The sequence below is a fragment of the Photobacterium sp. BZF1 genome (genome assembly GCF_014349205.1).
Classification (GTDB): Bacteria; Pseudomonadota; Gammaproteobacteria; order Enterobacterales; family Vibrionaceae; genus Photobacterium.
Map to the genome: position 1 here is coordinate 1 of NZ_JACSOF010000055.1, position 15,061 is coordinate 15,061.

The window sequence follows — 15,061 nt, forward strand, 5'->3', positions numbered from 1 at the left end:
TGGTCATGGTGGTCATGGTGGTCATGGTGGTCATGGTGGTCATGGTGGTCATGGTGGTCATGGTGGTCATGGTGGTGACTGCAGCCCGACACCTGCTTCTTAGCAACACTTTTACGGAATCGCTTCAATGCTCGCCAGCAAATCATTACACCCAGCACACTCACCAGCACGCTGCTCATGGTCATGAACTTCACAGCCTGTGAACTCACTTCACGCATAGACGCATTGAATCCCCAAAGCAGTACACTTACCAAGGCAATAGCGACAAGGGCCTGACATACCGCCGAGATCAACGTCAACATCAAACTGGTTTTCACTTTGGTCGGTTGGGTGGCCAAGTAAGTCGTTACTATCACTTTGCCATGGCCAGGGCCTAGGGCATGTAGTGTGCCATACAAGAAACTGAAACCAGCCAAGTAGCCCCCTGATACCAATGGGTTCTCCTTGGCGTCATACAATAGATCCGCCAATTGGTTATTGACCGCCCTCTGCCACTCAATGCTCTTCAATACCATACTCGGCCATGCTAGCCAAAGCTGATAGGCTCCGAACAAGAAGGCTATCATCACAACCGATAACATCAGCCACTTCTGACTCAGTAAATTATTAGGAGCAGCCTTCACGCTAGATGATGGCTTGTTGTGTTTATGCTGTGTCATTAGTTTGCATCCTTTGCAGTTTCACTCGGCTGGCAGTGAAAACGAACAGATTGGGTGAAAAGTTGGCCTAGGGCATTGTCAGGGTCGGCGTCTGCTGGCAACGACATGGCATAGCTCATCTGCTCTGGCGTTGGGTTGGGTTCAATCATTTCAAGCTCGCAATAGTCCGCCAGATCGCCGGCCAAAATGACATCACGTTTGGAAAGCCAGGACATATCGACGTAATAGCTTGGCTCGAAAATTAATAGCTTGAGCGAGTCTTTGGTAACAGGCTTCGGCTTGGACAAAGGCAACTCGAAAGTAAGTACTAACCGCGCCCGGTCACGGGTCAGTTTGCCGTAACGGGCTAGTTGGTATTTGATGGGTTCTTCACCGTCATAAAAATAGGTGAAATAGTGCTCGGACAGCATGTTATCAAGGACCATAGCTGTCACTTTGGTAAAGGTCTGCTGTTCCATCTCAGGCGAGGTATCTTCGCCATCAAGCATGTATGCAGAAGTCATAGGATCAAAAGACCAAACCATGCGAAAGCCGGTGATCATACCGTCATTGCCATCGACATAGGTTTTCATCTCGATCCATGAATGGGGATGCGCTGTGGCAAACAGCGGAAAAGTCAGTAAGGAGAGACCGAGAAAAGCCCGCTTCATAGCGGTGCTAAATCGGTTGTTTGCCCTTTTGCGGTAAAACATCAAAAGCCCTGTGTTATGGGTTATTCTAACTAACAAATGTTATAATATAACATCTATCAACTTTGCTACCACTTCTTTTACCCCATAAACAAAAGGCTTCCAACACTGGAAGCCTCGTTTTAATGCTTTGTGACAATATTTTGCGCCCAATGTATGGTGATCACCTCGACTTGAGCACATGGTGAATCAGCGAAACCGCCAATCGAGCTGTCTGATTCTGGTAATCATACTCAGGGTTCAGGCCAGCAATATCGACTACTCTAACTTTATTGCTGGCCATTGCCTGGCTGATAACCATCTCAACCACCGCCAAATTCACACCGAATACCCGCGATAGGCTCACCCCACCGGCGATTGCCGAAGAGAACACTGATAAATCGATACTCAGGTGGATATGGTCGACCTGCTCAAGGTATTTGGCTACCACCGACTGGATCCGCTTGCGGTTCTTCATCTTCATTTCGCTATCGAGCAGCCATTGCGCGCCCAACTCGCTGGCATAAGCCATCGTGGCCTGCGAGTTGATATGATCGCACATGCCAAGCCCAAGGTATCTGAAGGTACGGTTATTGGCATGGCAGAATGCAGCAACACTATGGAATGCTGAGCCTGCCTTTACCGACAGCGAGCGCCGTAGCTGGAAATTGGCGTCAATATTGATGATGCCTATCCGGTTTCCTTCCAGAAAAGGGAGGATATGGCTCTCTTCGCCCGAGCTATCATTGCCCGCTTGGTTCACCGTATCTGAAAGGGCCTGATAACTGCCAATAGCCACTTCGTGACCACCGCCTAGCATCACCGGTAAGTGACCAAGTTTGAGCATACTGCACAGCTTGGCATATTGGGCAGCGCGCATGGTATCGAACTCGTCTTCTTTTACACCAAAATAGCTTTGTGCTTCGATAACTCCCGCATCATAAATAGGCAAAGCGCCTGAATATGAAGTTCTCACCAGCATCTGCCTGATTGCATCCGGCCCTTCTTTAGCCCCAGTGTAGATATCGTAATCACTCAGGCTCAAGTCACTGGCTAGCCCAAGGATCACTGCCCCAGCCTTTCGCTGCTCGGCATAAGGCTCAATCATGGCTCTGGGATGCGTATTGACGGGGTGACCGAGGAAGGAAAATGGAAACCAACGTTTAACATCCAGCATGATTGCTCCTTATGGAATATTACAAGTCCGGCGGCAATACCCTCGCCGCCTGGAGGACTGAGAAAATAATCGCGTTCTTACTTTTCTGAACCCGCTCTTGCGGCGCCATCACACTCACCGCCCCGACAATCTTATTGCCGGTAAATACCGGGGCACTGACCCCCGAGACACCAACGTCATACTCAGAAGTACTGATGGCGTAACCGTCTTTTTTTATTTGCGCCAAATCCTGTAACCAGTGACTGATGTCTTCCGGCTCACTGATCCCGAAATGGTGCAGTGTGGACATGATCCTTTGCTCTGGAAGATGGGCCAGAATCACCTTGGCGGATGCACCGCGGATCAATGGCTGGCTCTGTCCTTCCTCATAGGCACAACGTAAAGCATGGGGGCTATCCACCCGAGCCGTACACAGTGCCCGAAAACCGACCGGTACCAAATAGGCGGCCATTTCGCCGGTTTGCTGCTGGACCCTTTTTAGAACCTGATGCACCCCGCTTGATAGCGGGGAAAACTGCTGGAAATTACGCAGCAGCTGTAGTGCCGCCGGACCTATGCTGTAACAGCTTTGTCTCGGGCTTTCCTCAATCAGGTTCCAGTTCTTGAGGATTACCAAATAGCGATAAACGCTACTTTGCGGCATACCTGTCTGTTCACTTAATGCCTGTGCCGTGACAGGTTCATTCGCTGACGCAATATGCATCAGCACCTGAAGCATCTTTTCATTGGCATTCAATTTATATTTATCTGATTTCAAAGCATTTCCTGTCGGTTTAATCTGGTTAGGCGACACGTCCGGTAGCTCCCATCGCGCCGACGCCTCTATTTACGCGTATCAGCTACTACGGTTCAACCAACATTCTTACAGTGTGGTAATTACTATGATATAGAAACCCTACATTCCCACAATTTGATAATTTTATGATGGCCATAAAAAAGCGCCGACCTCATGGCCGGCGCTTTCTCAAGCAAAATACTATTATCTTTTAAGTCTTCTTCCGGGTCAGATACCAACAACTCAGGGATGCGAGCGTTACCATCACCACCCCTTGCCAAAACGTCGTTCCTAAACTGATGCCGAAGATAAGGGCAGAGAAGAATGCCGATAGAATAGGGGTGAAATAGGATAACGTCGCCAGCAGCACCATGTTGCCGCCAATAATGGCAATGTTCCACAACCCGTAACCACCCGCCATTGCAATCGCCGCCAGTACTAAGTTCACAATTGCCTCGCTGCTCCATACCATCGGCGGTTGCTCGGTGAGGAAGTACTTCACCCACAGTGCAATCGCCGTGGCGATAAAAAACCAGGCAATCGCATTCTGGCCATTGGCTAAGCGCTTGGTGATATTGCAATAGATTGCCCAAATGAATGCGCCACTAAATGCCAAGGTATAGCTGACAGGGTTGGTGGCTACATTGGCTGCCAAACGCGTTAACGATAAGCCTTGTTCACCACTGACCGTCCATGCCACACCCAAAAAAGCCATTGCCATAGCCGGGTACAAAAGTTTGCTCACTTTTTGTCTGCTTACTATCACTGCCAGCAAAACAGTTAGCGCAGGCCAAAGGTAATTAATCACGCTCATTTCAACGGTCTGTACCCTATCGTTGGCCATGCCCAACGCCAGCGCCAAACACATTTCGTAGCTGACGAACAACCCTCCCCCAATAAGCAAGTAACGAGGGGAAAACCGGCTGAGCTTCGGGGCACCGACAACCACCACCAGCAACACCGAGCTCAGGGTATAAATCATTGCCGCGCCGCCTACCGGGCCCAGCTGCTCTGCAACATTTCGGATAAAGGCAACAATAGTGCTCCACAGCAGGATAGCGACGCATCCGGCTAGGGTATATTTGTGCTGAGAAACCAAAGAAAAACCGCCACAACTAAATATTGAAAGCGGCTAGGTTATCAAGCTTTTATCGCTGACAGTTAACCTATTTTGGTATCGATTCTCAGTTAGTTTAAACACTTATAAAAACTGTGGTTTTTATGCTTAATTTGTGACCATCTGAGCAATGCTGCAAATGCAACTAGTGTAGCATCGGGGTTATAAGCATCAGTTGGTCATATCAAGAGCTGTCACGCGGTTTATGTGATGAATCACCAAAATGCTCTGGTAGATAAGGTGCAAAACGGCACGCATGCCGAGAAGTATTTTGGTGAGGAAGTAAAAAGAATCGACCCATAGGAAGTCGACCGAATAAAAATCACATACCAAGGAGCTATGTCGTATGTCTACATTGACACAAAGGAGCAATACGTCCCAGGGCACACCAACTTACCCAGGCCAATCAACCGTGATACATGGAAATGGTGCCGTCGCACATGTCATGGATTATGTTTGTGGCGGTGTCATTGGCTACCCCATTACCCCTTCGACTGAAATCTCAGAATTATACGAAGCATTCAGGGCGCAAGGCGGTTGCAATGTTTGGGGACAGCACCCCTTCTTCTTCGAACCCGAAGGCGAACACTCAGCACAAAGTGGTGCACTCGGCGCGGCTCTGACCGGCGGGAAATATATCTCAAATGCCTCCTCAAGCCAGGGGATCTTATATGGCTTGGAATCCCATTACGTTACCGTCGGTAAGAAAGCCGCAGGTTTCGTCCTTCACGTAGCGGCCCGTTCTGTCTCACGCCATTCACTGAATGTAATGGCTGGGCATGATGATGTGTATGCCCTGCTTTCTGCTGGCTACACTACCCTATTTGCCAGCAACGCACAGGAAGCAGCAGACCTTGCAGCGATCTCATACCGTGTTAGTGCCCAGTCCCTGATCCCGGTTGCCAATACCATGGACGGCTTTGCCACCAGTCACATCCAGAGTGAAGTAAAACTGCCAGAGCCTGAACTACTCAAGCAATACCTCGGCGACCCGACTGACCGTATTCCTGCACCAACCGAAGCCCAACGTATGCTTTACGGTGCCAAAGGACGTGTTTGGCAGCTTAACCAGTTCATGGATAAATTCCAGGACCAATTCTGGCCAGAAAAGCTAAACGATCTGAAAGGTTATATTGCCAACAATAGCGAAGCGGTTGAGAAAGACAGCGAAGGCCAGTTCGTTGAAGCTACCAAGCCATTCTTGCCTGAAGGCCTGCATAAAAAATGGCAGCGTGCCTGGCTCAACGCTTATGAGAAAGATACCCGCCAACGTGTCCCTGCACTGATGGATACCCATAACCCGGGCCTAACGGGCGGGGTGCAGAATCAGCCTGATTACCAAGCCGGTATTGTCGACCACCGCAGCCACTTCCAGAATGACGTGCCGATGTTTATCGAGCAAGCTATGAAGGAATACGGTGAGTTAACCGGTCGCTACTACGAGCCAGTGATGGACTTCATGTGTGACGATGCGAACTATGTCATTGTTGGCCTCGGCTCAGTCACCGATGATGCAGAAGCCGTCGCCACCCACTTGCGCAAGCAAGGCCAGAAAGTCGGTGTTATTTCTATCAAGCAGCTTCATCCATTCCCTGAAGCGCAAATCGTCGAAAAGCTAGCCGGTAAAATGGCTGTGACCGTACTTGAGCGTTGTGATGAAACCCGCTTGACTGCCCGTATCTCCCGCGCCTTGTTCAAGGCACAAGAAAACGTGCAAAACCCAAGGCACAAAGGGATCCCTGCCTTGCAGCATATTCCAACCATCAGCACCGGTATTTTCGGCCTGGGTGGCCATGACCTGCAGCCAAAACACCTGATTGCTGCGTTCGATAATATGCGCGAAGAAAATACCAAGCCGTTCTTCTACCTCGGCAGCCAGTTCTTTGATGCCAAGGCCACCGGTGAGCTGAAGGAAATCCAAGACCGCCTGCGTACTGCCTACCCGGATACCGAATTGATGGCACTGGAAACCGGTGAGAACCCTAACCTGCTGCCGGATTCTGCACTGCGGGTTCGTTTCCACTCCGTCGGTGGTTACGGCACCATTGCCACCGGTAAACTGCTGACTGATATCCTATCTGGCGCGTTGGGACTGCACTCGAAATCAATGCCGAAGTACGGCTCGGAGAAAAGTGGTGCACCGACCAACTTCTTTATTACTCTGTCGCCAGAGCCAATCAAGATCACCAACGCCGAATTGCAGCAAGTTGAAATCGTACTATCGCCAGACCACAAGGTGTTCATGCACACCAACCCACTGGCCGGGTTGACCCCTAACGGTACATTCATCCTGCAAACCCATCACGAGCCTGAGCAGGTATGGCAGGAAATCCCAGCCAGTGCCCGCCAGTACATCCGTGACAACAACATCAACTTCTACATTGTCGATGCCTTCAAGGTCGCCCGTGAACAAGCACCATCGGCAGATCTTGAAATCAGGATGATGGGTATCGCCTTTATCGGCGCGCTTTGCGGCCATGCGACTCAAGTCACCCAAGGGGCTGACGAGGCTTTGATGCTTGAGCGAATCACCCAGCAGATCGCCAAGAAATTTGGCGCCAAGGGCGAGAAAGTGGTTGCCAGTAACATGGCGGTGATCCGTGAGGGGATCCACGCAACCAAGCAAGTTTGCTACGCAGATTTCGAAGATGCCGACACTGCAGCAGTGGCAACAACCAAAGCCGATGCCAATTCACCAAAACAGCAACAGAAACAAGCCAGCTGTGGCCTGTTCGACCCATCCTACTTCAGCAATATCGCGGGTAAACATTACGCCGATGGCTCGATAGGCGAAGCACCGGTTATTCCAGGTTCGGGCATGTTCATGCCGCCAGCGAGCGCGATCACCAAAGATAAAGGCCTTTTCAGGCTAAATGCCCCCAAGTTCGACGCAGATAAGTGTACCGGCTGTATGGAATGTACCATCGCCTGTCCTGACGGAGCGATCCCAAATGCGGTTCATGAGCTCCACGATATCCTTTATGTGGCTATCGACAAACTCAACATCCCACCCGCACAACGTGATGGCCTGAAGGCAAAAATGCCACCGATTTTGGATGCAGTTCGCCAGTACTACCGCACTGCACCGAAGAACGAGTCACTGCCGCTGCACCAGGTAGTTGCCAAAGTGGTCGATACCATGTCATTCGACGAACCAGGGGTGAGCCAGCAAATTGCCGGGATTTGCGTAGCACTGGAATCATTGCCAGTCAGTCGTACCAAGCCTTTCTTCGATGCGATGGAAAAGGCGGTTCCTGGCAGCGGCGGTTTATTCTCGGTTGCTATCGACCCGAGCAAGTGTAGTGGGTGTATGGAATGTGTGGATGTGTGTGGCCCGAATGCGCTGCAGAAAGTCCGCCAGACCACCGAAATGAACCAGCAGATGCACGAGCTGTTCCATACCTTGGCAGAGATGCCGAATACCCCAGCCCGCTTCCTGCAACAAGGCGTCACCGATGCCAGCGAGTCCAAGCGCCTGTTGCTTGACCGCAGTAACTACTATGCCATGAGCTCTGGTCACGGTGCGTGTCGTGGTTGTGGCGAGGTCACCGCGCTGCGTCTGGTTACCTCTATCAACCGTGCCTTGCAGCAACAACGCTACCAGTCACACATCGCCAGCCTTGAGGAGATGATTGATAAACTGGAAGACAAACAGCAATCTTTAGCGGCTATCGATGCAGAGCAAGCTCGTGCCGAGCGTATTGCCCGTACTATTCAAGTATTGGAAAAACGTCTGTACCACTTCGAATACGGGCCAACCGGAAACGGGCCATCCGATGCGCTGATTGCCAACGCCACAGGTTGTAGTAGTGTTTATGCCTCGACCTTCCCGGCTAACCCATACAACGACCCGTGGGTAAACAGCCTGTTCCAAGATACCCCAGCCGTCGCGAAGGGCTTATTTGAAGGTGAAGCGGCTAACCAGCTTGAGCAATTCAAGGCATTGCGTACCGCCAAGCTAGAGCTTGAAGATATGTACGATGCCGAAGTCCATGACCGCCAGCTTCGTTACCTATTATGGAGCCACCTATCCGATCAGGAACTCGGCCTATTACCGACCGTATTCAGTATCGGCGGTGATGGCGCGACTTATGATATCGGCTTTGGTGCCCTATCACGCCTATTGTCCACCAGTACGCCAATCAAGGTCTTCGTGCTCAATACCGGTAGCTATTCCAACACCGGTGGGCAGGCATCAACCGCCAGCTTTACCGCGCAGGATTCCGACCTCAGCCGTTTCGGCAGTGCCCACAGCGGTAAACAGGAATCGCGTAAAGAGTTGGGTATCATCGCGACCTTCCACCCGAAAGTCATGGTGGTACAAACCTCTACTGCCCTGCAGGGTCACTTCATGGCGAATTTGATGGAGTACCTCAACTATCAAGACGCCCCTGCACTGTTTGATGTCTACACCCCATGTATGGGTGAGCACGGTATCGCCGATGACGCCAGCACCCGTCACTCCCGCCTAGCTGTCGAAAGCCGCATGAGCCCAGTGTTTGTCCACGACCCACGCAAGGGTGAAACATTATCCGAGCGCTTCTCTATCGAGGGCAACCCTGAGCTACAGCAAGACTGGGCAACCCATACCATTAGCTACATCGACAGCGACGGTATGACCCAGTTAAAACAGGTACCGTTCACGCCAGCCGACTTCTCACTTTATGAAGGACGCTTCAAGAAGCACTTCAATCCAGTAACCGAAGCTCAGAATGCTGTTGAGATAGCTGAGTACGTCACAATGAGTGCGGATGAGCGTAATGGTAAGGTGCCGTTTATCTGGGCAACCGATAAGCAGCAGCACCTCATCAAGTTGAGCGTTTCCAGTTCGATTGTCGCCCTGACCGAAGAGCGGTTACGCAACTGGCATATGCTGCAGTACCTCAGCGGCCAGCACATCACCAACATCGACCAGCAGTACCAGCGCCAAATCGATGAATGGAAGCAGCGTTACCACAACGCCATCGACAGCAACGAGCAAACTATCGAAACCATCGCCAATGGTCTGGCAGAGCTGGCTATGGCTGCTTCGCCCAATGTGGCCAATAGCATCCCGGTGACCCAAATCGATAGTAGTTCAGCAGCACCACAGGCATCGAGTAATACCAACGGCGACCTGCCGCTGGTGGTAATAAACGAGGATGAAAAAGGCCAGTGTACAGACTGCAAGACCTGTTACCAGCAACTGGGCGAATTGTTCGAGAAAACCACCATTGTTGAAAACGGCGAAGCCAAGGTCATCAGCCAAGTGATCCCTAACGCCTTGGAAACCGTCGAACTCAGCGATGAATTGGTCAAGCGTGCCTCGCGTATTGCCGATGAGTGTGATGCAGAAATCATCCACTTCAACGCACCTGCATCGGTGGAGGTGTAGTCATGAGTGATGTAATTTCCCGTCCAATCTCGCAAGCTCAACGGGAGTTGATGCTAAAGCGCATGGAGCAAAACCCACAGCGCTTCCAGCAGATGGTGATCGAAGAGAGCATGCAGCTCATTCGCGAAACACTCAAGCAGGGCAAGCTCTCTGCTGAGTTTATCGAAAAGCTCTGGCAACTACTGCTTGCTGATAATGAACTCAGTGTCGCCCTGCAGCGCTACTTATGGCGTATCCCGCTCAAGCAAAAGCGTGCCTTTGTGCAGGCACTGGATACCCATTTATCAGAGCGCTACCCGATGTTCAAAGGGCTATCCGCTGGATGGCCAGGAAGTAACAACATACCGCCTTATGTGCGCCCTGCCGAAGAGCGCCGCAAGGACTTTGACTTGGTTAGCCAGGGCTATTTGGGCTACATGGGGCTGGGCTACAGCTTGCGTGAAGTCGAGATGTTCGTCTGGCTGGAGGTGATCCGAGACAAGCAGTGTGAAGATCACCCGTGTGAAATCGGCGTGCCCAAGTGCGACCGCGACGGTAACCCCGCCGAAGAAAACGACGGCGGTTGCCCGGTCAAGATCCATATACCCCAGGTACTCAACCTGATGGGTGAAGGCCGTTTCAGGGACGCATTCGAGCTGATCCGAGATGCCAACCCACTACCGAATGTCACCGGCCGGGTTTGTCCTCAAGAGCTGCAATGCCAGGGGGTGTGTACCCACAACGACAGGCCAATCGAAATCGGTCAGTTGGAGTGGTTCCTGCCCCAGCGCGATCGCGAATTATCCAACGGTGAGCCTCCAAAAGCGGCTGACATCAACCCTTGGGTTGCTGCCACCAAGCCACCGGTTGCAATTGTAGGTTCTGGCCCTTCGGGGCTGATCAATGCCTACTTGCTTGCCAAAGAAGGCTACCCAGTCACAGTGTTCGAGGCATTCCATGTCCTAGGCGGGGTACTGAGATACGGTATCCCTGAGTTCCGCCTGCCAAACCAGTTGGTGGATGATGTGGTCGAGAAAATCAAAGCGCTCGGCGGCCGCTTTGTCACCAACTATATTGTTGGTAAAACAGCGACCCTCGCCGATCTGAAACGCGCTGGCTTCACGCGCATTTTTGTCGGCACCGGGGCAGGTTTGCCGCGCTTTATGAATGTACCGGGTGAGCATTTGCTGAACATTATGTCGGCCAATGAATTCCTGACCCGTGTCAATCTGATGCACGCCAACGAGCCTGACTACGAAACACCCATGCCGGATATGGAAGGCAAAGAAGTGATGATCATCGGTGGTGGTAACACCGCGATGGACGCCGCCCGTACCGCTTGCCGTTTGGGGGCCAACGTCACTATCGTCTACCGCCGTACCCAACAGGAAATGCCAGCCCGTGTCGAAGAACTTCACCATGCGCTCGAAGAGGGAATCCAGCTTAAAGAGCTCCGCTCGCCTTGCGAGTTCAATGGCGACAAAAACCATGTTCTAGCCAGTGCCAAGCTTGATGTAATGGCGTTGGGTGAGCCTGATGCATCCGGCCGTCGGCGTCCACAGTCAACCGGAGAGTTTGAGCTGATGAAGGTCGACTTTGCCATTATGGCCTTGGGCAACAGCTCCAACCCTATCGTCAAAGACGCCAACCCAGACTTGGATACCTCCAAGTGGGGTACATTGCTGCTCAACAAGGGCTCGCAAGAGACTTCGCTCAGCGGCGTATACAGTGGCGGTGATGCTACCCGTGGTGGCTCAACTGCTATCAAGGCTGCAGGTGACGGCCAGGCTGCGGCAAGGGAAATCATGGGTCAGCTTGATTTCAATGCCAAGGAAGTCGAAGGGCTCGTCGCACAAGCTTGTCACTATACAGGACTAGGCCAAACGCCAGCTAAAATCATCAAGCGTCGTCAATTAACCGAAGAGATTGTCGAATTTACCATTACTTCACCGCTTATTGCCCGCTCAGCCAAGGCTGGACAATTTGTCAGGGTACTGGCGGATGAAAAAGGTGAATTGATCCCTCTCACTTTGGCCGATTGGGACGCCGAAGCCGGCACTATCGAGCTGGTGATCCAAGGGCTAGGAACCAGCTCCAAGCTGATCAACCAAATGCAAGAAGGCGACTGCTTCGAGGCTATTGCCGGCCCATTGGGGCAAGCCAGCCATGTGGTGAAACACCCTGACAACCAGAGTGTTATCTTCACCGCTGGCGGCGTAGGCCTGCCTGCTGTGCATCCTATCATGCGTGCCCACCTGGAAATCGGCAATAAGGTCACCCTGATCTCCGGCTTCAGAAGCAAGACCCACAGTTTCTGGACGGAACAAGGCGACAAGGTCGAGAATCTACGGGCAGCGTTCCCTGGTTTACTGGAAGTGGTTTACACCAGTAACGATGGTACGTTCGGCATCGAAGGATTTGTGACAAATCCGCTCGAAGATCGCTTGGTGCAGCATAGGGAAGCCAATAGCCCTGACTCTGATCAGACAATTGCCGAAGTCATCACTATAGGCCCGCCTATGATGATGCGTGCAGTCAGCGATCAGACTCTGGGCTATCAAGTTCCATGTGTCGCCAGCCTCAACTCCATCATGGTCGATGCCACCGGCATGTGTGGTGCATGCATGGTACCTGTAATGGAAGACGGCAAACTAGTGCGTAAGCACGCCTGTATCGATGGTCCTGAAATCAACAGCCATGTCATCGATTGGGACAAGTTCTTGCCAAGGTTTAACCAGTTTAAACCGCAAGAGCGCCAGAGCCAGATAGCGCACAAACTAATTGAGGAGTAGTGCCAATAGCTAGGTAACACCCAAGGCCCCACTGCAGAGTGGGGCCTTTTCTTGCCTCCCCCAAATTCCGTCCCACAAGCCCATTCCGCAAAAGCATCCCAGGTAAGTCATTCAAAGGTGAAACATAAGGAAGGCCTAAAACCAACTACACTTAATCGACTGTTAATATCAGGAGACTGTTATGAGTGGCTCGAATCATCATACCTACAAGAAAATGGAACTGGTTGGCTCATCTCCCGTTAGCATTGAAGATGCTATAAGCAACGCCATCGAACGCGCCAATGAAACGGTAAACAACATGCGCTGGTTCGAAGTCGTCGAGACCCGTGGTCATATCATGGGCGGCAAAGTAGCCCATTGGCAGGTGACTATCAAAATCGGGTTTACGCTGGAGGAATAGGCTTAAGGCTAGCTAACACCATGAAGTTAAATAATTTATGGGATTTATAAAGATATAAAATCCCATAAAAGATATATCAAATCCTCACCATTGATCTTGTCTGCCCACCCATTTCGTAACATTATCCCTGTCGAAAGTTGATTGTTAAATCCAAATCAATGATTGCTGATTGTGTTTATCACCTATTTTAGATAAGCGACTGTCTGGGGAGGTTAACTCCCCTTTTTTTAATACCAAGCGCGTATTACCAGCCAATTATCAATTGGAAAACTCTAGCTTCATTGAAAGACATCAGTTTCTGTTACTACATTGAACAGTTGGGGCATTTATATGTTTGCGCCCCTTTTTTTTATTACAGCAACAACCAGTGCCGCAATGTTCGCAAAGCCCTTTCAGAGAAATCCATCTCTTCGATATTCTGTTTAGCTTCCTGCGCCAGTTTAGGCTCGTCGGTAATAATGCCATCAACCCCTAGCAGGAACAGCCGCTGCATTGCCGCTGCATTGTTGATGGTCCAAGCCAGCACCTCTTGCTCGCGCTGCTGGATTTCAATGATTCGCCAGGCATCAAGCCATTGGTCGCTAACCATCAACATATCCACCTCGCGTTCAAGGTCCGATTCACCGACGCTTGCCGCGTATATCAGAGCATATCGCAATTGCTCAGGCCGCTTTTCCGCCAGCATATTCATCAGTTCTGCTAGCAAGTCGGTATCCAGGCTCGAAACAATCATGGCCTGCCGATAATTCGGTAGTAACTCAGCCATTGCCTTGGCCAGACCAAAGCTTCGGTTATACCGTTTGAGTTCGATATTAAACTCAATATCACTGGCGTAATTATCCAATAGATGGGTCAACAAAGGCGGCGGTGTCAGATCCTGTTGCTGGTATGCAGCGACAATCTCAGCATAGGAGGCATTTTCCACTACCAGATGTGAACCCAGCATCCGGCCCAAATCACGGTCGTGGAATACGACCACCTGCTCATCTTTGGTGATTTGCACATCAATCTCGGTGCTTTGGATACCCAATGAAATAGCGTATAGGATACCCGCCTCACTGTTTTCGGGATAGGCAAATCCACCACCACGGTGAGCGGTAACATATCCCGATGTATTGGTCTGCAAATGACCGACAAAGTGGCGTACGTCGGAGTAGCCGTTAAATGAAGCAAAGACGGTAAACACCACCATTACGCCGCCAAGCAAAACTCGGCGCTGGGTGTTTTGCATTAGGCCGGCAAAGCGCTCTTCTTCATTGACTAACTTCAAGCGCCTTGTCTGCAGGCGCAAGACGTAGTACTGGCAACTTGCGTAGATAAACCGGTCGATAAAGCTCAATAGAAAAGCGACACCAATCAGCACAACCGTTGCCACCATCAACCACGGATACCGCTCGGGATCATAAGTCGCCCAGTGCAATATGGGTTCAAGCACAAACAGGATGCTCGTGCCTATAGCGGCAATTATCACAGCCCGGCCCAGTAACCATGCAACATGGCCTAATAGGATATGGATATAGATGCCCTGGCTGAGGCGCTGGGCTTGCTTGAACAGGCGCCATTGGGAGCAGTTCTGGAATAGGCTAAGTGGCAATGCAAGCCACCAGCTGGCCCAGTAGCGAAGAACCAACAAGACTATCGGCAGCGTGATCAATACCAGCAGGCCAACAGCTAGCCACAAAGAACTCATCTGATGGCTGAGGTAATAGTTAATATCCCAGTCATTGAGCATAAGCCCATAAAGCCAACGCCCGCACCAAACTAAGGTAGAAAGTAGCAGACTGATCCCTAACGACTGGGCAAGGACCACCTTGGCAACGCGAAAACTGCGCTGGAGGATCAGCCCAAAGGTATCCATTATCGAGCGTTTTCCCAAATCATGCTGGGCCAACAAGATACTAATCGTTGAATGCTCGACGAAAAAGGCAAAGCTCAACTGAGTAATGAGCCAGAGGCTGAGCAAAAAGCCTGCGGGTGACAGGAAGAATGCCAACAGTTCCTGGTTGGCAATCGCACTCACGCCATGGAGTGACATCAACTTGGAACTGATCCAGATGTCTAGCGGGACAAACAAGGTCAACAATGTACAGCGAACAAAAAGGAAACTGGTTAGCATCTGA

Annotated in this window: 9 protein-coding genes; 3 read left to right on the plus strand and 6 right to left on the minus strand. The window is 51.1% G+C overall.

Features of this window, described 5'->3' with window-relative positions; genetic code table 11:
- From BIZ37_RS13860 to yddG, 5 genes are all read right to left on the minus strand, one after another.
- A partial coding sequence (locus tag BIZ37_RS13860; protein WP_370577360.1) for a nickel/cobalt transporter occupies positions 1–659 on the minus strand: 659 nt, incomplete at its 3' end.
- Positions 659–1,351, minus strand: a complete 693-nt coding sequence (locus tag BIZ37_RS13865) for a DUF1007 family protein (RefSeq protein WP_187462013.1) — start codon at positions 1,349–1,351, stop codon at positions 659–661. The genes BIZ37_RS13860 and BIZ37_RS13865, both read right to left, overlap by 1 nt.
- 160 nt (positions 1,352–1,511) lie before the next feature.
- Positions 1,512–2,504 (minus strand): arginase family protein, encoded by a 993-nt coding sequence (locus tag BIZ37_RS13870; RefSeq protein ID WP_187462014.1) that lies wholly within the window; start codon positions 2,502–2,504, stop codon positions 1,512–1,514.
- Positions 2,505–2,523: 19 nt separating this feature from the next.
- Complete coding sequence (locus tag BIZ37_RS13875; RefSeq protein WP_187462030.1) at positions 2,524–3,222, minus strand: IclR family transcriptional regulator; 699 nt, start codon at positions 3,220–3,222, stop codon at positions 2,524–2,526.
- A gap of 268 nt (positions 3,223–3,490) precedes the next feature.
- On the minus strand, positions 3,491–4,378 hold the full coding sequence (yddG, locus tag BIZ37_RS13880) for an aromatic amino acid DMT transporter YddG (protein ID WP_187462015.1): 888 nt from the start codon (positions 4,376–4,378) through the stop codon (positions 3,491–3,493).
- A 364-nt stretch (positions 4,379–4,742) separates the two neighbouring features.
- On the opposite strand from yddG, the gene BIZ37_RS13885 reads away from it, so the two are divergent.
- From BIZ37_RS13885 to BIZ37_RS13895, 3 genes are all read left to right on the plus strand, one after another.
- Positions 4,743–9,770, plus strand: a complete 5,028-nt coding sequence (locus tag BIZ37_RS13885; RefSeq protein ID WP_187462016.1) for a 2-oxoacid:acceptor oxidoreductase family protein — start codon at positions 4,743–4,745, stop codon at positions 9,768–9,770.
- A 2-nt stretch (positions 9,771–9,772) separates the two neighbouring features.
- Entirely contained in the window at positions 9,773–12,541 is a 2,769-nt protein-coding gene (locus BIZ37_RS13890) for a sulfide/dihydroorotate dehydrogenase-like FAD/NAD-binding protein (RefSeq protein WP_222939679.1), read from the plus strand.
- Between the two features lie 181 nt (positions 12,542–12,722).
- Positions 12,723–12,941, plus strand: coding sequence for a dodecin (locus tag BIZ37_RS13895; RefSeq protein ID WP_107299781.1), 219 nt, complete (start codon positions 12,723–12,725; stop codon positions 12,939–12,941).
- A gap of 352 nt (positions 12,942–13,293) precedes the next feature.
- On the opposite strand, the gene BIZ37_RS13900 is transcribed toward BIZ37_RS13895, so the two are convergent.
- Positions 13,294–15,057 (minus strand): glycerophosphodiester phosphodiesterase family protein, encoded by a 1,764-nt coding sequence (locus BIZ37_RS13900; protein ID WP_255526756.1) that lies wholly within the window; start codon positions 15,055–15,057, stop codon positions 13,294–13,296.
- Between the last annotated feature and the right edge of the window lie 4 nt (positions 15,058–15,061).